Genomic DNA, 18,007 nt, shown 5'->3' with positions numbered 1-18,007 from the left:
TGTTGAAACGAAAACGGCGCGGAGAAATCCGCGCCGTTTTTCTTGTGTGCCGCCATCGTCGCGCCGACCGCCGACCGCCGACCGCCGACCGCCGACCGACTGCTGGTTGGTACCGCCGTATCGGTACCGCCGGCCGCTGGCCGGCTCCGCATCCTGCTGAAATGGTAGTGCCGGCCGCTGGCCGGCTCCTCGCGGTGCCGAGCAACATGCAGAGCCGGCCAGCGGCCGGCACTACCTCTTCCGACGGCCCTACAACGCGCTGGCCGGCCGCACCTTCAACACCGCTTCCTCGGCCGCGCAATCCCGTGCCGAATGCAGCCCCGCCCTGCGCGCCGCGGCGATCTCCTTGCGCGCCGCCAGCAGATCACTGTTGAACGCGGCATTGTCATGCAGGCGCGCCACGGCAGCCGCACCCATGAATCGGCCCTCCAGAATGTCGCTCTGCCAATGCACGTTGCAGACCAGGCGGCTTTCGCCGTAGTTGCGGCCGCGTGCCTGGATCGCATCAGCGCGGTCCGGGGCGATCTCCGACAGGATCAGCGCCCACGCCCAGCCGATCGAGGTGTGGCCGGAGGGATACGAACCGTTGCCGCGCAGGTCCTGCTCGTCTTCCGGCGAGCAGGTGGGCTCACCATTGACCATGAACGGCCGCGCGCGCTGGTAGTGCTTCTTCGCGGTGCGGGTGGCCGCGCTGGCATCGATCCGGCTGCGTTCCAGCAGGCGGTACAGGGCCGGCGTCTTCACCGCGTCCACATCGACATCGATCGCGCACGAGAACTGGTTGGCACCGGCCGGGAAGGCGAGTTCGGCGTCGCGGTGTGCCTGCTCGAAGCGCGGGCTGCCGCGCAGGGCACGGGCTTCACGGCTGACCTGTTCGTCCAGCGCGAAGCCGGCCGAGCCGGCGGCCGGCGGCGCCGGTACCAGCGCCAGGCTGGCCGGCACGGCAGCGCCCTGCAGGTAGCCGACGGCCTTGGTGGTGACCGAGGCTTCCACCGCCGTGGTGCGCGGCGCCGCCGTCGACGAGCAGCCGGCGAGGGCGGCGAGCAGGGCGTTCGCCAGCATCGGGCGAACGGCAGCAGAGCGCAGGGACGAGGACATCGGCAGGTCTCGAAGAGGGGGGAGCCGCATGATCGCAGCTTCCTCCGGCAACGACAGCGGCCGCTCGTCATCCGGCCAGATCCGGCATGCCCACGCCCCGGATGACGGAAACCCGCGACTGGTTCACGGATTTCGTGGGGGCGCACGACATAGCGTCATCGCAGGCGCCATCGTTCGTCATATCTCCATGGATATATGCACTCCATGGCAGCGCGGCAGCGCCGGTCATCAGGGGGATCACCTGCAAGGAGACAGCGGATGCGAAGCAACGCGGGAAGGTTGGGTGGCGGTCTCGCCCTGGGTCTGGTACTGGCGTGCGGGAGCGTGCACGCGGCCGATGTGGTGGGGGTGGCGTTCGTGCATGGCACCGGCAAACAGACCGATGCGCGCGCGGACTATTGGCAGCCGGGCATCATCGATACGGTGCGCCTCGGGCTGCCCAACAGCAGCAACTACACCGTCATCAACTGCGATTTCGAGCAGTACATGTGGAAGCCCGAGGCGGCCGGCTGCCTGGCCGGGCAGCTGACCAGCTTCATCAACAGCCGCGGCATCACCAAGCTGGTGGTGATCACCCATTCCAACGGCGGCAACGTGGTGCGCTGGATCCTCTCCAACCCCACCTACGACAGCCGCTATCCGAAGATCATCCAGAGGGTCAGCAAGGTCACCGCGCTGGCGCCGTCCTCGGCCGGTACGCCGCTGGCCGACGCGGTGCTCAATGGCAACGTGTTCGAAACCTCGGTGGGCTGGTTGCTGGGCTACAAGAGCGATGCCGTGCGCCAGCAGCAGGTGGGCCACATGGCCACCTACAACACGCAGAATCTGTACGGGACCGCCGGCCGCCCTGCGTTGCCCAAGCCGTTCCGCGCGGTGGTCGGCTCGGATGTGGAATCGGCGGTGTGGGACAGCAACAGTTACTGCGGTGGCTATGCGCAGAACGTGGGCCTGGAGTTCACCCAGAACTGGTTGAACAGCTGCTCGGATGGTTTCCTGGAGTGCAGCAGCCAGAAGGCCGCCGGCACCACCTGGTTCACCGACAAGCAGCGCACCCAGGGCGCCGAACCGCTCAGCCACAACCAGAGCCGGCGCGAGTGCTTCGGCCTGGGCACGATCCTGCGCAACGACCTGACCCTGTGAGGAGCACCCCGATGATGCGACATACGACGATCGCGGTGGCCCTGTTCGCCGCGCTGGCAGCCCTGCCACTGCAGGCAGCACAACCGCTGCAGGCCGCCCGCGCCAGCGACCAGGTGCCACGCGCGGTGGAACGTGCGCCCTTGCCAGCCGGACCGGTGGAGCAGGCGCCGCTGAGCTTTGCGTGGGCGCTGGATCCAGCCCAGGCACTGACCCCCACGCCGGCCTTCATGGCCAGCAGCCGCAACTACTGGGCGATGGTGGACGCGCCGACGCTGCAGCAGGGCCTGGCGTTGCCGCTGACCGCGCCCGACGCGGTGATCCAGCTCAGCCCCGTGCAGGGCGCCCGTGCGCTGGATACCACCCAATGGCAGGTGCGTGACCCGGCCGGCGCGCTGGCGGTGGCCAAGGTGGTCGATGACCGGCAACTGCGCGCGGCGGGGATGTCGGTCGGCGCGGGCACGGCCATGGTCCGCACGGGTGCCACATCGGCGGTGGGCCGTTACCGGCTGCAGAGTGCACAGGCCCAAGGCCGCTATGTGGTGCAGGTGCTCGAACCCAACAGCCCGATCGCTTTGCAGCTGCAGGCGAGCAGCGAACGGGTGCTCGCCGGTGGCACGCTGGCGCTGAGCGCGCGTCTGGTCAACGACGGTGGCACGGCAGCGGCGCAGTTCGGCCGTGCCAGCGCGCGGCCGCTGCCGGCCGTGGGCGAGGCCCTGCTGGTGGCGCCGGATGGCCGCAGCTGGCCTGTACCGCTGATCGCCGCCAGAGACGGTCTGCATGCACAGGTGACTGTGCCGCAGGACATCGGCACCGGCCAGGGGCTGTGGGAGCTGCAGGCGTTCGTCAGTGCCGACGGCGTGCAGCGCGATGCCAAGGTGGCGTTCGCGGTGGCGCGGGCGACGGCGCGCTTCCAAGGCCAGGTCGAGGCGGATGCCAGCCGCCGCGAGGTGCGCCTGCCGTTGCAGATCGGTGCGCCCGGCCGCTACGAGGCGCGAGGCACGCTGTATGCCACCGGCCCCGACGGGACGCTGGGGCCGGTAGCGCAGGCGCACAGTGCGGCGTGGTTCGCGATGGCGGGGGCGGGTGAGCTGCGCCTGACGTTTGCCAGCGTGGCGTTGCCGAGTGGCTACGCCGCCCCGTTCGAGGTGCGTGACCTGCAACTACAGGACCAGAGCCGGATGGCACCGATCGAATCACGCGCAGTGGCGGTGCGGTTCTAGGCTGCGTGATCTAACCCGCGAACGCACTCAATCGGCCGGCCTGCTCCACCACCCGGATCGGGCCGCCGAACAGCTCGGACAACGGCGCATCGCGCAGCAGCTCGGCACGCGCGCCATCGGCGAGGATCTTGCCGCCGCGCAGCATCACCACCCGTTCGATCTCGGGAATGATCTCCTCGATGTGGTGGGTCACCAGCACCAGGGTGATGCCCTGGCGGGCGAGATCACGCATGGTGGCGATCAGCTGCTCGCGGGCGATCAGGTCCAGCCCGGTGGACGGCTCATCCAGCAGCAGGGCCTGCGGGCGGTTCACCAGCGCGCGGGCGATCAGCACGCGCCGGGTTTCCCCGGCAGACAGCTCGGCATAGCCACGCTGCAGCAGGGGCAGGGCACCGGTCATGGCCAGGGTTTCGCGCGCGCGGTCGCGCATCTCCGCGCTCACTTCACGGAAGGCCGGCACCACGAAGCTGGCGAAGAAGCCGGTCAGCACCGCTTCTTCCACGGTCAGCCCGGGCATGTCGGAGAGATTGCTGCTCAGATCGCCGGTGACGATGCCCAGTTGCGAGCGCAGCCGGTCCACCTGCCAGCGGTTCTGGCCGAGCACGCGCACCGCCACCGTGCCATCGCCATGCGCCAGCGGGTAGAGCTCGCGGGTGATCAGCTTGATGAAGGACGACTTGCCGCAGCCGTTGGGGCCGAGCAGGGCGGTGTGCTGGCCCTGTTCGATGCGCAGGCTGAGATCGTGCAGGACCCGGACCTGGCCGCGGATGACACAGGCGCGGTCGAGCTCGATCAGCGGGACGGGGGAGGCCGGCACCACCGGCGAGGCTGCGACTGTCATGAATGCGGGGGCATGCTCACGAAGGTAAGGGAGGAACTGAATGACTGCGCAAAAATGGCATCAGAGGGATGAACTTTGCAACGTCAGGCCCCATCATGTCGCTAGGTAGCCCTGTTTCCTTGACGGCCGACTGCGGCCCGGAGTCCTGCGATGTTCGATACGCTCCTCAACTTCCTGACCGGCGGTGTCGTCGGCCTCGGCTGGTGGGGTATGGGCCTGGTGTTGCTGGTGTTCACCCAGCTGACCATCTTCGCCGTGACCCTGTATCTGCACCGCAGCCAGGCGCACCGCGGCGTGGATTTCCACCCGGTCATCGCGCACTTCTTCCGCTTCTGGACCTGGCTGACCACCTCGATGATCACCAAGGAGTGGGTGGCGATCCATCGCAAGCACCACGCCAAGGTGGAGACCGATGAAGACCCGCACAGCCCGGTGACCAAGGGCATCGGCATGGTGTTCTGGCGCGGCGTGGAGCTGTACCGCGAGGCCCGGGCGATGCGCGCGGACATCGAGCAGTACGGGCGTGGTGCCCCGGACGACTGGATCGAGCGCCACCTGTATACCCCGCACGCCAATCTCGGCCCGGTCGCGCTGCTGGTCATCAACAGCGTGCTGTTCGGCCTGCCCGGCGTGGCCCTCTGGGCGATCCAGATGGCATGGATCCCGTTCTGGGCGGCCGGCGTCATCAATGGCCTGGGCCACTGGTGGGGCTACCGCAACTTCGAATCGGCCGACACCTCCACCAACCTGACGCCGTGGGCGTTCTGGGTGGGCGGTGAAGAACTGCACAACAACCACCACGCCTTCCCGAGCTCGGCGCGCTTCTCGATGCGCCGCTGGGAGTTCGATATCGGCTGGGCGGTGATCCGCGGCCTGCAGGCCCTGCGCCTGGCCAAGGTGCTGCGCGTGGCACCGAGCATGGACGTGCGCCCGAACATCGCCGTGCCGGATGCTGAAACCCTCAAGGCCCTGCTGTCGCACCGCTTCCAGGCGATGACCGACTACCAGCGCAACGTGTTCGTGCCGGCCCTGCGCGAAGAGGCCGCGATGGCCGGCGCCAAGCTGCGCAAGCTGCTGCCGCGTCGCATGCGCCGTGGCCTGGTCAACGACGGCCGCTGGCTCAAGCCGGATTGCCGCGCCCAGCTCAGCACCTGGGTCGAGCAGCGCCCGCGCATCCGCGTGCTGGTCGAACACCGCGCCCGCCTGGCCGCCCTGCTTGAAGCCCGCGGCAACGACGCCGCCGAGCGCCTCAAGCTGCTCCAGGCCTGGTGCCATGAAGCCGAAGCCAGTGGCATCGCCGCGCTGCAGAACTACGCCGCGCGCCTGAAGGGCTACGCGCTGACGGCACACTGATCGATGCGCCTCCCGCCCGGGGACGTGTCCGCGAAACGCCGCCTCGTGCGGCGTTCTGCGTGTCTGGGCCTGGCCGTGGGCCTGTTCGGCGCGACGGCCCATGCGCAGGTCACCGACACCGGCAGCTACCTGCAGCGCATGGACACCGACGGCGATGGCCGGGTCAGTGTGGAGGAGTACGTGCAGTGGCTGCTGTACGCCTTCGATCGCATGGACCGCAACAGCGATGGCGTGCTCGGCGCCGATGAGCTGCCCGGTGGCAAGGGCCCGCCGATCACGCGCGAGCAGCAGCGGCAGACGCTGGTCCAGCGGTTCCACAAACAGGATGCCAATGGCGACGGCTATCTGAGTGCGCGCGAACTGGCGGCACCGCCGCGCTGAGCCTCGCTCGGACCGTAGCGGGGCAGCGCGCCGCTCTACCGCGGTTCATCGGGGGACGCCTTAGAATTGCGCCATGCCCGAGCTCCCCGAAGTAGAAACCACCCGCCGCGGCCTTGCGCCGCATCTGGAAGGCCGCCGCGTCCACGGTGTGATCCTGCGTCGCCCGGACCTGCGCTGGCCGATCCCGCCGGAGGTCAGCGAGCAGCTTCCCGGCCAGGCCATCGAGGGCGTGCGCCGCCGCGCCAAATACCTGCTGCTGGATACCGCCGTCGGCAGCGCCGTGCTGCACCTGGGCATGTCCGGCAGCCTGCGGGTGCTGCCCGGCGATACCCCGGTGCGGGCGCACGACCACGTGGACATCAGCCTGGACAACGGCCGGCTGCTGCGCTTCAACGACCCGCGCCGGTTCGGCAGCCTGCTCTGGCAGCCGGCCGGGGAGACCCATCCGCTGCTCGCCGGGCTCGGCCCGGAGCCGCTGGATGAGGCGTTCGACGGCGACTATCTGTTCGCCCGCAGCCGCGGCCGCAGCGCCTCGGTGAAGACCTTCCTGATGGATCAGGCCATCGTGGTCGGCGTCGGCAACATCTATGCCGCCGAAAGCCTGTTCATGGCCGGGATCAACCCGCTGCGCGAGGCCGGGCGGATCTCGCGCGAGCGCTACCAGCGCCTGGCCGACGCGGTGAAGCAGATCCTGGCCTACGCCATCACCCGCGGCGGCACTACCCTGCGCGATTTCATCAATCCGGACGGGGCGCCGGGGTATTTCGAGCAGGAACTGCTGGTCTACGGACGTGAAGGCGAGCCCTGCCGCCAGTGCGGCCGGCTGCTCCGCCACGCCACCATCGGCCAGCGTGCCAGCGTCTGGTGCGGGCACTGCCAGCGCTGAATCGTCGCGCGGCTGTCGCTCCCCCGGCGGTATAGTCCGCCCAACATCACCGGCGGGGGTGTGCGATGGACGAAGGACCGGATATCACCGTGTGGCTGGATTCGGCCCGGGCGGGCGACCGCGCCGCGCTCGACCGGGTCCTGACCCTGCTCTATCACGAGCTGCACAGCATGGCCCGCCGGCAGCTGGCCGGGCAGCAGGGACGCACCCTGGATGCCACCTCGCTGGTGCACGAGTCCTACCTGAAGCTGCTCGGCTCCCGGGGCGCGGCCCGCTTCGAGGATCGTGCGCATTTCTTCGCCTATGCGGCCTCGGCGATGCGCAGCGTGGTCGTCGATTACGCACGCAACCGGCTGGCCCGCAAGCGCGGCGGCGATCTCAAACGGGTGGAACTGCCCGAGAACAGCAGCAGCGGCGTGCGCCTGGATGAAGACCTGCTCGCGCTGGATGTCGCGCTGGCACAACTGCATGCGGTGGATGCGCACCTGGCCAAGGTGGTGGAACTGCGTTATTTCGCCGGCCTCTCCGAGCAGGAGATCGCCGATCTGTGCCAGCGCTCGGAGCGCAGCATCCGCCGCGACTGGCAGAAGGCGCGCATGTTCCTGCTGGCCTCGGTCGGGGCGTCCTGAACAGCCACGCATCGTCCGGGGAGAGGCGCGATGGAGGCGTCACGCTGGCGGCAGCTGTCCTGCCTGCTGGATCAATTGCTGGAACTGCCCGAACCGGCGCGTGAGCAGCGGCTGCTGCGCCTGCGCGCGGAGGATCCCGGCCTGGCCGACGACGTGGAGCGCCTGCTCGCCCACGAGCGCGACAGTCACGAGTTCCTGGCGCAGCCGCTGTGGACCGCCGCGCCCGAAGACAGCCGGGTCGGCACCCGGGTCGGCCCTTACCGGCTGCTGCGCCCGCTCGGCGAGGGCGGCATGGGCGAGGTCTGGCTGGCCGAGCGCGCCGACGGTCTGTACGAGCGCCAGGTGGCCCTGAAGCTGCTGCGCAGCGGCTACGCCGATCCCGGCCTGCGCCAGCGCTTCAGCCGCGAACGCGAAATCCTGGCCCGGCTGCAGCATCCCAACCTGGCCCAGCTGTTCGATGCGGGCGTGGACCTGCAGGGGCAGCCGTACCTGGCGCTGGCCTATGTCGAAGGCGAGCCGATCACCGACCACTGCCAGCGGCTGGCGCTGCCGCTGGAGCGTCGCCTGCAGCTGATGCTGCAGGTGTGCGCGGTGGTCAGCCACGCGCACGCCAACCTGATCGTGCACCGCGACCTGAAGCCGTCCAACATCCTGGTCACCGCCGATGGCGAGGTGAAGCTGCTGGACTTCGGCATCGCCAAGCTGCTGGACGACGACGACGGCAAGCCGCCCGCGCATCCGCCCACCGAAGCGCGCGCCTTCACCCTGCACTACGCCGCGCCGGAGCAGGTGCGTGGCGAGCCGGTCTCCACGCTCACCGATGTCTACTCGCTGGGCGTGGTGCTGTTCGAAGTGATCACCGGCCAGAAACCCTACCGGCTGCGCCGGCACAGCGATGCCGAGTGGGAACGCTCGATCCTGGAGGTGCAGGCACCGCGTGCCTCGTCGGTGATGGCGCGCCTGGCCGCCGCCGGTGGCGAGCTCGCGGTGGCGGCCAGGCGCCTGTCACGACGCCTGCGTGGTGACCTCGATACCATCCTGCTCAAAGCCCTGCAGAAGGAGCCGGCACAGCGCTACCCCTCGGTCGAGGCACTGGCCCAGGACCTGCGCCGTTTCCTCGAAGGCCGGCCGATCCATGCGCGTCCACAGCATGTGGGCTACCGGCTGCGCAAATACCTGGGCCGGCACCGGTGGGGGGTGGCGCTGGGCAGCGTCGCGGTGCTGGCCCTGCTTGCCCTGGCACTGACCGCGCTGTGGCAGATGCAGCAGGCGCGCCGCGAGATCGCGCGGGCCCAGGCCATGCAGGATTTCACCGTGGGGTTGTTCGACCGCGCCGCCGGTGTGCGCCACGGCAGCTTCGATCTTCGCCAGCTGCTGGCGACCGGACAGCAACGCGGCGAGGCCGAACTGCGGGATCAGCCGCTGTCGCTGGCGGAGCTGGAAGGGGTGATCGGCCGGCTCCGGATCGGCATGGGCGACTACCAGCTGGCACTGCAGACGCTCGACCGCCAGCGCGCGTTACTGGAAGAGGTCGGCGAGGTGCCGCCGACGCTGCAGCTGGAGGCCGTGACCCAGCGCGGGCGTGCGCTGCGCATGCTCGGCCGCTCGCGTGACTGCGTGACCCACCTCACCCCGATGCAGTCGCTGGCCACGGAGTACCGCCTGCGGCTGCCGGCGGCCGTGGCCGCGTACCACACCCAGCTCGGCCGCTGCCAGCAACTCCTGGGCTACCGCGACAACGCGCGCGCGGCCTTCGGCCAGGCGCTGGTCCTGCGCCGCGACATCCTCCGCGACACGCCCGGCACCGCCGAGAGCCTGGCCGACCTTGCCGCGCTGGACAGCGACGATGGCCGCGCCCCGGCGGCACTGGCCGGTTACCGGCAGGCGCTGCAGCTGCTGCAGGCCGATGCCACGATGCGATACCCGCAGCTGATCGCGCTGCGCCGGCACATGGGCGAGAGCCTGGCCGCGCAGGGGGATCTGGACGCCGCCGAGCAGGCGCTGCGACTGGCAGCTGCCGATGCGGTGACGCTGTATGGGCCGGACCACCCCGAAACCCTCTCGATCCGCCGCCTGCGCGCCCTGCTGGCGATGCAGCGGGGCGACCTCGGCCAGGCACAGGCCGAACTGCAGCAGATTCATCGCCTCACCCGGCAGGCGCTGGGTGAGCAACACCGCGATACCGGGCTGACCTGGCACGCGCTGGGTCGGCTGGCCATGGAGCGCGGCGACAGCGCCACCGCCCTCGATGACTTCGCCCGGGCCGTGGCGATCTGGCGGCAGCCCGATTGCGTGGGACTGCTGCCGCAGGGCCTGTACGACCAGGGCGAGGCCTTGGCCCTGGCCGGGCGTTGGCAGGCCGCCCTGGCCGCCCTGCATGAGGGGCGGCAGTGGCAGGCCGCGCAGCGCGGCGATGACGATGCCTCGGTGCAGCAGGCCGACCGCCGCATGGCCGAGCTGGTCAGTGCGCACGGCGACCCGCGCCAGGCCGGGGAGCAGCTGGCCGCGCTCATGCCCCGGGTGGACCGGGCCGGGTCCGCCGGCCCGGCCCTGCAGCGTGCGCTGCAGCTGGCCTGGGGGCGCAACCTGGGCCGCATGGGCCAGACCGTGGAAGCCCGCCGCGCGCTGGCGCCCCTGCTGGTGGGCGACACGGCCGACCCCGAGAGCCGCGCGCTGCGCTGGCGCGCCCGGGCGGCGATGGCCGAACTCGACTGCCGCGGCGCACCGGCGCGTGCCCGCGAGGCGCTGGGGCAGCTCCACCAGACGCTGCAGGCGCAGTTCCCGCAGGGGGGACAGCTGGTGGCGGAGGTGGAGCGGGCACGTCAGGCCTGCGCATCGGCGCAGGTAGCCGCCACTCCCTGAGCGCGCTGGCTGAACGCTGCGCCGTATTCACTTCGGCGAATTAACGTCTGCGTGCCTATGATGGCCGGCCCTTCCCTGCCATCGCTGCCTGCATGCAACGACGCGACTTCCTCCGCAATGCCTCCGTGGCCCTGGCCGCCTTCGGCCTGCCCGCACTGCCGGCCTGCGCCGCGCAGGGCAACCAGGTCGGCCTGCGCCGGCTCGGCCAGGCGCAGCCGTTCGACTTCGCCTCGCTGAAGGGGCAGGCCCGCGCGCTGTCCCAGGCCGCTTATCAGAGCCACAAGCGCACGCTGCCCGGCCCGGTCGAAGCGTTGGACTGGGACCAGTACCAGTCGATCCAGTATCGCCAGGACCATGCGTTGTGGGCCGACCAGCCCGGCCGCTACCAGGCCAAGTTCTTCCACCTCGGCCTGTACTTCCACTCGCCGGTGCGGATGTTCGACGTGACCGACGGCAAGGCGCAGGAGCTGGCCTATGACGGCGCGGCGTTCGATTACGGCAAGAGCGGCCTGAAGGGCAGCCACCTGCCAGCCGACCTCGGCTTCGCCGGTTTCCGCCTCAACACGCGCAAGGACACCAACCGCGACTTCGCCGCGTTCCTTGGTGCCAGCTATTTCCGCGCGGTCGGCAAGGAAGGCCAGTACGGCCAGTCCGCGCGCGGCCTGGCGATCGATACCGGCATGGGCAAGCCCGAGGAATTCCCGGACTTCATCGCCTACTACCTGGAGCAGCCGGCGGCCGACTCCGACACGCTGGTGGTGTACGCCCTGCTGGATTCGCCGAGCACCACCGGCGCCTACCGCTTCGCGATCACCAACGGTGACGTGCTGCTGATGGACATCGACTGCGCGCTGTACCCGCGCAAGGCGATCGAGCGGCTCGGCATCGCGCCGTGCACCAGCATGTACCAGGTGGGCGAGAACGACCGCCGCATGGCCTGGGACTGGCGCCCGGAGATCCACGATACCGACGGTCTGTCGATGTGGACCGGGGCCGGGGAATGGATCTGGCGCCCGCTGTGCAACCCGTACAACCTGCGCTTCAACATGTTCGTGGACAACAATCCGCGCGGCTTCGGCCTGCTCCAGCGCGACCGCAACTTCGATCACTACCAGGACGACGGCGTCTTCTACGAGAAGCGGCCGTGCCTGTGGGTGGAGCCGAAGGGGCAGTGGGGCAAGGGCTCGGTGCAGCTGGTCGAGATCCCGACCGTGGATGAGACCTTCGACAACATCGTGGCGTTCTGGAATCCCGAGACCAAGCCGCAGCCCGGCCAGGAGCTGCTGCTGGGCTACCGCCTGTACTGGGGCGCCGAGCCGCCGGCCCGCACGCCGCTGGCGCACTGCGTGGCCAGCCGTACCGGCCTGGGCGGCGTGATCGGCAAGAAGCGCGCGTATTTCTCGTGGCGCTTCGCGGTCGATTTCGAAGGCGGCGAGCTGGCGGCGTTGATCGACAAGGGCGAGGTCGAAGCCGTGGTCCAGGTCAGCCGTGGCCGCACCGAGATCGTCTCGGCGCGTCCGCTGCGCGAGATCAAGGGCTACCGCGCCATGTTCGATGTCGTGCCGCCGGACGAGTCCACCGAGCAGATCGACATCCGCCTGTACCTGCGCAGCGGCGGCAAGACCCTCACCGAAACCTGGCTGTACCAGTACAGCCCGCCGCCGAAGGGCGCGCCGGAACGCACGTTGTATTGATCAAAGCGGCAATGGGACCTGTGCCGGGTCGATTCTTCCCTCGCCGCGCGTGATCTTCTTGAACTCCGCGCGGCTCACCGACACGTAGCGCTCGTTGCCGCCGATCTCCACCTGCGGGCCGTCCTGCACCGCGTGGCCGTGCTCGTCCACGCGGACCGTCATCGTGGCCTTCTTGCCGCTGTGGCAGATGGTCTTGATCTCCTGCATCTCGTCAGCCCAGGCCAGCAGGTACTGGCTGCCTTCGAACAGCTCGCCGCGGAAATCGGTACGCAGGCCGTAGCAGAGCACCGGGATGCGCATCTGGTCGACCACCTCGCTGAGCTGCCAGACCTGGCTGCGGGTCAGGAACTGCGCTTCATCGACCAGCACGCAGCCCAAGGGGCCATGCGTGCCGATGTCGTCGGCGATCAGCTGCTGCAGGTCGGTGTCCTGCTGGAACGCGATCCCGTCGGCCTTCAGGCCGATCCGCGAGGCGACCACGCCGCGTCCGGCGCGATCATCCAGCCGGGGGGTGAGGATGGCCACGCGCATGCCCCGCTCGCGGTAGTTGTGCGCCGACTGCAGCAGGGTCGTGGTCTTGCCGGCGTTCATCGCCGAATAATAGAAATAGAGCTTGGCCATCGGCCAATTCTAGACGCCCGGCCGCTTCTCGTGGCTGCCGGGCCCAAAGGAGCGGTCGCTTTCGTCCGCTGCCGGCGATCACCACGCTCCGGCCGGGCGGCCCGGTACAATGCCCCTCCCCCGGAGATGGCATGCACGGTCTCAATCCTCCCCAACACGCGGCAGTGATGCACTGCGAAGGTCCACTGCTGGTGCTCGCGGGCGCCGGCAGCGGCAAGACGCGCGTTATCGTGGAGAAGATCGGCCACCTGATCGCCAGCAAGCGCTACCCGGCGCGGCGGATCGCGGCGATCACCTTCACCAACAAGTCCGCCAAGGAAATGCGCGAGCGCGTGGCCAAGCGCCTGCGCGGGGAAGACGCCGACGACGTCACCATCTGCACCTTCCACGCGCTGGGGCTGAAGTTCCTGCAGATCGAGCACGCCGCGGTGGGGCTCAAGCGCGGGTTTTCGATCTTCGATGCCGACGATTCGACCGCGCAGGTCAAGGATCTGATGTACGGGGCCAAGCCGGACGACATCGAGGATGTGAAGAACCTGATCTCGCGCGCCAAGAACGCCGGCCTGTCGCCCGAGCAGGCGATGGCGGCCGCGCGCAGCACGCGCGAGAAGGAAGCGGCCAGCGTCTACGAGCGCTACCAGCTGCGCCTGACCGCGTTCAACGCGGTCGATTTCGATGACCTGATCCGGCTGCCGGTGCAGGTTCTGGAAGAGAATCCCGAGATCGCCATCGCCTGGCGTGAACGCATCGGGTATCTGCTGGTCGACGAATGCCAGGACACCAACGATGCGCAGTACCGGCTGCTCAAGCAGCTGGCCGGCAGCAAGGGCAACTTCACCTGCGTGGGCGATGACGATCAGTCGATCTACGCCTGGCGCGGTGCGAATCCGGAAAACCTGCAGCAGATGGCGCGCGATTATCCCGCGCTGGAAATCATCAAGCTGGAGCAGAACTACCGCTGCTCCAACCGCGTGCTGCGCGCGGCCAATGCGTTGATCGCCAACAACCCGCACGAACACCTCAAGAAGCTGTGGAGCGACCAGGCCGACGGCGAGCGCATCCGCGTGTGGGAGTGCCGCAACAGCGAGCACGAGGCAGAAAAAGTCGCGGCGGAAATCTCCTTCCTGGCCACCTCCAAGAAGATTCCGTGGAGCGATTTCTGCATCCTGTTCCGCGGCAACTTCCAGTCGCGGCCGCTGGAAAAAGCGCTGCAGCTGGTGCGCGCGCCGTACCACATCACCGGCGGTACCGCGTTCCTGGAACGGCAGGAGGTCAAGGACACGCTGTCCTGGCTGCGCCTGCTGGTGAACCCGGACGACGATACGGCCTTCATGCGGGCGGTGCAGTCGCCCAAACGCGAAGTGGGCGCCGGCACGTTGGCCAAGCTGGCCGAGCTGGCGTCGGAAAAAGACCTGCCGATGGCGCATGCCGCCGAAGCGATCGGCGCGCTCTCGCAGCTGCCGCCGCGTGCGGCCAACGGCCTGAGCCGCTTCACCGACATCCTGCGCGACCTGCGCGCGGAGATGCCCAAGCTCAGCTCCGGCGACCTGGTACGCAAGCTGGTGAAGGACTCCGGGCTGGTCTCGGACCTGCGCAGTTCGTGCAAGGAAGAGTCCGTGTACCAGCGTCGCCTCGGCAACCTGGAAGAACTGGCGCAATGGTTTGAAGGCGGCCCGCGGGGTGCCTCCACGGCGGATCTTGCCGCGCAGCTGGCGTTGCTGTCGCGCAACGACAAGGACGACGGCGGCAACCAGGTGCGGATGATGACCATGCACGCCTCCAAGGGCCTGGAATTCCCGTACGTGTTCATCATCGGCTGCGAGGACGGCGTATTGCCGCACCAGGTCAGCCTGGACGAAGGCAACCTGCAGGAAGAACGGCGCCTGCTGTACGTGGGCATCACCCGCGCCAAGGTGCAGCTGTGGATGAGCTACAGCAAGCTCACCCGCAAGTTCGGCGAGCACGTGCGGCTCAAGCCCAGCCGGTTCTTCGATGAGATTCCGGCCGAGGAAATGCAGCGCGACGGTGCCGATCCGGTCGCCGATGCCGCGCGCAAGAAGGAACGCGCGAGTGCCGGGTTGGCGGCAATCCAGGCCCTGTTCGACTGAGCGTCGGTAGATCCGACCCATGGTCGGATGCCCACCGGCAATATCCGACCATGGGTCGGATCTACCCATCGCCGTTACGGCACAATCGCGGTATCGCCACCCACCGGTACCCGCATGTCCGCCGTGATCCAGACCGACCGCCTGCACCTGCGCCTGATCGACCCCGACCATGACGCGGCCGACATGCTGGCCCTGCTCAACGAGCCCGGCTTCATCCGCAACATCGCCGACCGCGGCGTGCGTACCCTGGCGCAGGCGCGTGACTACACCGCCGAGCGCGTGCTGGGCAGCTATACCCTCAACGGTTTCGGCATGTACGCGATCGTCCGCCGCGAAGACGGCGCCTGGATGGGCAACGCCGGCCTGGTCCGTCGCGACGGACTGCCGGCACCGGATATCGGCTATGCGCTCCTGTCGCCTTACGAGGGCCAGGGTTACGCGTTCGAAGCCGCGCGCGGGGTGATGCACTATGCGCGCGATGTGCTGGGCTACACCGATCTGTACGGCATCGTCGCGCCGGACAACGTGCGTTCGGCCGCGCTGCTGCGCAAGCTCGGCATGGAAGATCGCGGCGACCTGCTGCTGCCGCCGCCGCATGGCGGCGATGTGATCCTGTTGTTCGCCACCCCGGGCGCGCCGGCCGTCTGACCCGGTGGAACAACGCCATCCGACCAGTAGAGCCGCGCCATGCGTGGCTGCACTTCACCCCCCCAACTGCGCGCGCAACTCCGCCAGCTGCTCCTGCAGCCCGGCCACCGTGGCTTCCAGCTGCTGCACGCGCGACTCCAATGCCGGTTGGGCACCGCCACCGCCACCACCCGCGCTGGAAGGCGCCGACCTGTATTGGTCCGCCAACGCCTGCACGTCCACCGGGCCGGCCAGCAGGTGCATGTAGCGGTCTTCGCGCTGGCCGCTGGCGCGCGGCAGCTGGACCGCCATACCGCGCTGGATCATGCGCTCCAGGTGGTGGCGCAGTTCGTCCACGTCCTGGAAGCGGACCAGGCGCTCACTGCGGGTCAGCAGCTCATTGAGGGTCTGCGGGCCGCGCAGCAGCAATAGCCCCAGGATGGCCAGCTGCTGGCGGGTCAGGTCCAGCGCGGCACCGGCGCGATGCTCGTAGCGCTCGGCGCGCGAGGAGTACTGCTGGCGCGCCAGGCCTAGGGTCTCCAGCTGGCGCAGCGCGTGGTGCACATCGCCGGCCGACAGCGCCATCACCGGCTCGCGGGCGGTCTTCTGGTTGGCGGCCACCTGGGCGGCGTTGACCGTCAGCGGGTAGGCGTCCGGGGTGGTCGCCTCCTTCTCGATCAGGCAGCCCAACGCGCGGGCCTGGGCCGCGCTGAGCACGGGCAGGGCAGGGGTCTGGGTGTCGTCGGTCATGGGGCGCTCCGCGGTGTTTCAGGGGCGTGCAGCATAGCCGAGCCCCGCCTGCCCCATGAATGCCGCCGGACAAGCCGGTAAACTGGCGCGAATCTGTTGCCGGTGAATGCCATGCGTCGTAGTGCTGTTTCCCTGTCCGTGCTTGCCTGTGCCGTGCTGGCACTGAGTGCCTGCAAGCGCACTGAAACCCCGGCCGATGCCGCCCCGCCGGCAGCCGCTGCCGCAGCGAGCGCGCCTGCCGCCACCGGCGATGCCGCCGTGGCCGCCAATGACAACCTCAATGCCGTGCTGTGGATCCAGCGTTCGCAGGAGTACCGGGCGATCACCGAGCAGACGTACCGTTCGGCGGCCGATCACCTGGACAAAGCGCTGAAGGAACCCAACTGGGACGCGCTGGTGCCGGAAGAACGCGGCAACGCCGCCAAGGGCCTGAAGCCGGCCGTGGTGCTGGACGTGGATGAAACCGTGCTGGACAACTCGCCCTACCAGGCGCGCCTGGTGCGCGACGGCAAGGAATACGACGAGCTGAGCTGGGACCAGTGGGTGGCCGAGAAGAAGGCCAAGGCGATTCCGGGCGTGGTCGATTTCGCCAAGGCCGCCAACGCCAAGGGCGTCACCCTGCTGTACATCTCCAACCGCGCCGTGCACCTCAAGGACGCCACCCTGTCCAACCTGCGCGAGCAGGGCCTGCCGGTGGCCGACGACAGCGTGTTCCTCGGCCTGGGCACCGTGGTCGACGGCTGCGAGCAGGCCGGCAGCGAGAAGAACTGCCGCCGCCGCCTGGCCGGCCAGAAGTACCGCGTGCTGATGCAGTTCGGCGACCAGCTGGGCGACTTCGTGGAAGTCACCGCCAACACCAACGATGGCCGTGACGCGCTGCTGCAGCAGTACCACGACTGGTTCGGCGAGCGCTGGTGGATGCTGCCCAACCCGACCTACGGCGGCTTCGAGCCGGCCCAGTTCAACAACGATTACAGCCAGTCGCGCCAGGCCCGCCACGACGCCAAGCGTGCCGCGCTGGACTACGCACCGTGAGCCGCGCGCCGCTGCCGCTGCGTGACGAGGAGCGTCTGATCTTCGCGCTCGACGTGCCCGGCCGCGACGACGCGCTGGCCTGGGTCGATCGCCTGGGCGATGCCGTGTCGTTCTACAAGATCGGCATGGAACTGCTGGCCTCCGGCGAGTACTTCGACGTGCTCGACGCACTGGCCGCGCGCGACAAGCGGGTGTTCGTCGATCTGAAGTTCTTCGACATCCCGGCCACCGCCGCGGCGGTGATCAAGCGCCTGTCGCAGTGGCCGGTGAGCTACGCCACCATCCATGGCTGGCACCCGGCGATGATGGAGGCCTGCGCGGCGGCCAACGGCAGCGACATGCGCCTGCTGGCGGTGACCGTGCTGACCTCGATGGGGCGCAGCGACCTGGCCCGGATGGGCATCGACCGCGAGCCGGTCGAGGTGGTGGTCGAACGCGCGCTGGCTGCCCAGGCCGCCGGCATCGATGGCGTGATCGCCTCCGGCCAGGAGGCCGGCCCGATCCGCGCCGCCACGGGTGCCGGGTTCTCGATCGTGTGCCCGGGCATCCGCCCCGGCGGCCCGGTCGGCGATGACCAGAAGCGCACCGTCGGCGTGGCCCAGGCCTTTGCCGACGGCGCTGATGCGATCGTGGTCGGGCGCCCGATCCGGCTGGCCAGCGATCCGCAGGCCGCCGCGCGCGCCATCCAGGCCGAGATCGCCCAGGCCCTGGCCGCGCGCTGAGGCGACGACGGGGCGGAGCGGCCCCGTCACCACCGGTTTT

The 18,007-nt window shown here is 69.3% G+C and carries 16 protein-coding genes; 12 read left to right on the top strand and 4 right to left on the bottom strand.

Annotation, left to right across the window (positions count from 1 at the left end):
* Nucleotides 1-249: 249 nt before the first annotated feature.
* Entirely contained in the window at nucleotides 250-1,098 is an 849-nt protein-coding gene (locus tag HDC96_RS14505) for a phosphatase PAP2 family protein (protein ID WP_179460711.1), read from the bottom strand.
* Nucleotides 1,099-1,356: 258 nt separating this feature from the next.
* Here HDC96_RS14505 and HDC96_RS14500 point away from each other — a divergent pair, with 258 nt between their 5' ends.
* Nucleotides 1,357-2,238 carry a hypothetical protein gene (locus HDC96_RS14500; protein WP_257018764.1) on the top strand — a complete coding sequence of 294 codons (882 nt, stop codon included), beginning with the start codon at nucleotides 1,357-1,359 and terminating at the stop codon, nucleotides 2,236-2,238.
* Between the two features lie 11 nt (nucleotides 2,239-2,249).
* Nucleotides 2,250-3,458 (top strand): DUF4785 domain-containing protein, encoded by a 1,209-nt coding sequence (locus tag HDC96_RS14495; protein WP_179460614.1) that lies wholly within the window; start codon nucleotides 2,250-2,252, stop codon nucleotides 3,456-3,458.
* A gap of 10 nt (nucleotides 3,459-3,468) precedes the next feature.
* Here the strand turns inward: HDC96_RS14495 and HDC96_RS14490 are convergent, their stop codons facing one another.
* The gene (locus tag HDC96_RS14490) at nucleotides 3,469-4,299 is read right to left on the bottom strand and encodes an ATP-binding cassette domain-containing protein (RefSeq protein WP_179460613.1); all 831 of its coding nucleotides are present in this window, start codon (nucleotides 4,297-4,299) and stop codon (nucleotides 3,469-3,471) included.
* Nucleotides 4,300-4,449: 150 nt separating this feature from the next.
* Here HDC96_RS14490 and HDC96_RS14485 point away from each other — a divergent pair, with 150 nt between their 5' ends.
* From HDC96_RS14485 to HDC96_RS14460, 6 genes are all read left to right on the top strand, one after another.
* The gene (locus HDC96_RS14485; RefSeq protein ID WP_176990302.1) at nucleotides 4,450-5,652 is read left to right on the top strand and encodes a fatty acid desaturase; all 1,203 of its coding nucleotides are present in this window, start codon (nucleotides 4,450-4,452) and stop codon (nucleotides 5,650-5,652) included.
* A 3-nt stretch (nucleotides 5,653-5,655) separates the two neighbouring features.
* The gene (locus tag HDC96_RS14480; RefSeq protein ID WP_179460612.1) at nucleotides 5,656-6,033 is read left to right on the top strand and encodes an EF-hand domain-containing protein; all 378 of its coding nucleotides are present in this window, start codon (nucleotides 5,656-5,658) and stop codon (nucleotides 6,031-6,033) included.
* A 73-nt stretch (nucleotides 6,034-6,106) separates the two neighbouring features.
* A complete protein-coding gene (mutM, locus tag HDC96_RS14475; protein ID WP_179460611.1) occupies nucleotides 6,107-6,919 on the top strand; it encodes a bifunctional DNA-formamidopyrimidine glycosylase/DNA-(apurinic or apyrimidinic site) lyase in 813 nt (270 codons plus the stop codon).
* 65 nt (nucleotides 6,920-6,984) lie between these two features.
* Nucleotides 6,985-7,548, top strand: a complete 564-nt coding sequence (locus HDC96_RS14470; protein ID WP_179460610.1) for an ECF-type sigma factor — start codon at nucleotides 6,985-6,987, stop codon at nucleotides 7,546-7,548.
* 30 nt (nucleotides 7,549-7,578) lie between these two features.
* Nucleotides 7,579-10,410 carry a serine/threonine-protein kinase gene (locus HDC96_RS14465; RefSeq protein WP_179460609.1) on the top strand — a complete coding sequence of 944 codons (2,832 nt, stop codon included), beginning with the start codon at nucleotides 7,579-7,581 and terminating at the stop codon, nucleotides 10,408-10,410.
* Nucleotides 10,411-10,502: 92 nt separating this feature from the next.
* Nucleotides 10,503-12,104: a glucan biosynthesis protein D gene (locus HDC96_RS14460; RefSeq protein WP_179460608.1), complete on the top strand. Its 1,602-nt coding sequence runs from the start codon at nucleotides 10,503-10,505 to the stop codon at nucleotides 12,102-12,104.
* Here the strand turns inward: HDC96_RS14460 and HDC96_RS14455 are convergent, their stop codons facing one another.
* Complete coding sequence (locus HDC96_RS14455; protein ID WP_176990296.1) at nucleotides 12,105-12,725, bottom strand: thymidine kinase; 621 nt, start codon at nucleotides 12,723-12,725, stop codon at nucleotides 12,105-12,107.
* 131 nt (nucleotides 12,726-12,856) lie between these two features.
* Between HDC96_RS14455 and HDC96_RS14450 the strand changes: the two genes are divergently transcribed.
* Both HDC96_RS14450 and HDC96_RS14445 read left to right on the top strand, forming a co-directional pair.
* Nucleotides 12,857-14,833 (top strand): UvrD-helicase domain-containing protein, encoded by a 1,977-nt coding sequence (locus tag HDC96_RS14450; RefSeq protein WP_179460607.1) that lies wholly within the window; start codon nucleotides 12,857-12,859, stop codon nucleotides 14,831-14,833.
* A 114-nt stretch (nucleotides 14,834-14,947) separates the two neighbouring features.
* Entirely contained in the window at nucleotides 14,948-15,481 is a 534-nt protein-coding gene (locus tag HDC96_RS14445; RefSeq protein ID WP_179460606.1) for a GNAT family N-acetyltransferase, read from the top strand.
* A gap of 54 nt (nucleotides 15,482-15,535) precedes the next feature.
* Here the strand turns inward: HDC96_RS14445 and HDC96_RS14440 are convergent, their stop codons facing one another.
* Nucleotides 15,536-16,210 carry a DUF480 domain-containing protein gene (locus tag HDC96_RS14440; protein ID WP_179460605.1) on the bottom strand — a complete coding sequence of 225 codons (675 nt, stop codon included), beginning with the start codon at nucleotides 16,208-16,210 and terminating at the stop codon, nucleotides 15,536-15,538.
* A gap of 111 nt (nucleotides 16,211-16,321) precedes the next feature.
* Between HDC96_RS14440 and HDC96_RS14435 the strand changes: the two genes are divergently transcribed.
* Together HDC96_RS14435 and pyrF are read left to right on the top strand one after the other, a co-directional pair.
* Nucleotides 16,322-17,245: a 5'-nucleotidase, lipoprotein e(P4) family gene (locus HDC96_RS14435; RefSeq protein WP_179460604.1), complete on the top strand. Its 924-nt coding sequence runs from the start codon at nucleotides 16,322-16,324 to the stop codon at nucleotides 17,243-17,245.
* The gene (pyrF, locus tag HDC96_RS14430) at nucleotides 17,242-17,967 is read left to right on the top strand and encodes an orotidine-5'-phosphate decarboxylase (protein WP_179460603.1); all 726 of its coding nucleotides are present in this window, start codon (nucleotides 17,242-17,244) and stop codon (nucleotides 17,965-17,967) included. Before HDC96_RS14435 ends, pyrF begins: the two co-directional genes overlap by 4 nt.
* Nucleotides 17,968-18,007: the final 40 nt, after the last annotated feature.

Origin of the sequence: Stenotrophomonas sp. JAI102, from assembly GCF_013409105.1 — a bacterium.
GTDB classification, from domain to species: Bacteria; Pseudomonadota; Gammaproteobacteria; order Xanthomonadales; family Xanthomonadaceae; genus Stenotrophomonas; species Stenotrophomonas maltophilia_AA.
This window is presented reverse-complemented; position numbering and strand designations above follow the sequence as displayed.

Bases quoted from the DNA above. Each gene is read 5' to 3' on its own strand.
- HDC96_RS14445 (WP_179460606.1), top strand. From the start codon at position 14,948: ATGTCCGCCGTGATCCAGACCGACCGCCTGCACCTGCGCCTGATCGAC.
- HDC96_RS14505 (WP_179460711.1), bottom strand. From the start codon at position 1,098: ATGTCCTCGTCCCTGCGCTCTGCTGCCGTTCGCCCGATGCTGGCGAAC.
- HDC96_RS14450 (WP_179460607.1), top strand. From the start codon at position 12,857: ATGCACGGTCTCAATCCTCCCCAACACGCGGCAGTGATGCACTGCGAA.
- HDC96_RS14455 (WP_176990296.1), bottom strand. From the start codon at position 12,725: ATGGCCAAGCTCTATTTCTATTATTCGGCGATGAACGCCGGCAAGACC.
- HDC96_RS14500 (WP_257018764.1), top strand. From the start codon at position 1,357: ATGCGAAGCAACGCGGGAAGGTTGGGTGGCGGTCTCGCCCTGGGTCTG.
- HDC96_RS14480 (WP_179460612.1), top strand. From the start codon at position 5,656: ATGCGCCTCCCGCCCGGGGACGTGTCCGCGAAACGCCGCCTCGTGCGG.
- HDC96_RS14440 (WP_179460605.1), bottom strand. From the start codon at position 16,210: ATGACCGACGACACCCAGACCCCTGCCCTGCCCGTGCTCAGCGCGGCC.
- HDC96_RS14485 (WP_176990302.1), top strand. From the start codon at position 4,450: ATGTTCGATACGCTCCTCAACTTCCTGACCGGCGGTGTCGTCGGCCTC.
- HDC96_RS14435 (WP_179460604.1), top strand. From the start codon at position 16,322: ATGCGTCGTAGTGCTGTTTCCCTGTCCGTGCTTGCCTGTGCCGTGCTG.
- HDC96_RS14495 (WP_179460614.1), top strand. From the start codon at position 2,250: ATGATGCGACATACGACGATCGCGGTGGCCCTGTTCGCCGCGCTGGCA.
- HDC96_RS14490 (WP_179460613.1), bottom strand. From the start codon at position 4,299: ATGACAGTCGCAGCCTCGCCGGTGGTGCCGGCCTCCCCCGTCCCGCTG.
- HDC96_RS14460 (WP_179460608.1), top strand. From the start codon at position 10,503: ATGCAACGACGCGACTTCCTCCGCAATGCCTCCGTGGCCCTGGCCGCC.
- HDC96_RS14470 (WP_179460610.1), top strand. From the start codon at position 6,985: ATGGACGAAGGACCGGATATCACCGTGTGGCTGGATTCGGCCCGGGCG.
- HDC96_RS14465 (WP_179460609.1), top strand. From the start codon at position 7,579: ATGGAGGCGTCACGCTGGCGGCAGCTGTCCTGCCTGCTGGATCAATTG.
- mutM (WP_179460611.1), top strand. From the start codon at position 6,107: ATGCCCGAGCTCCCCGAAGTAGAAACCACCCGCCGCGGCCTTGCGCCG.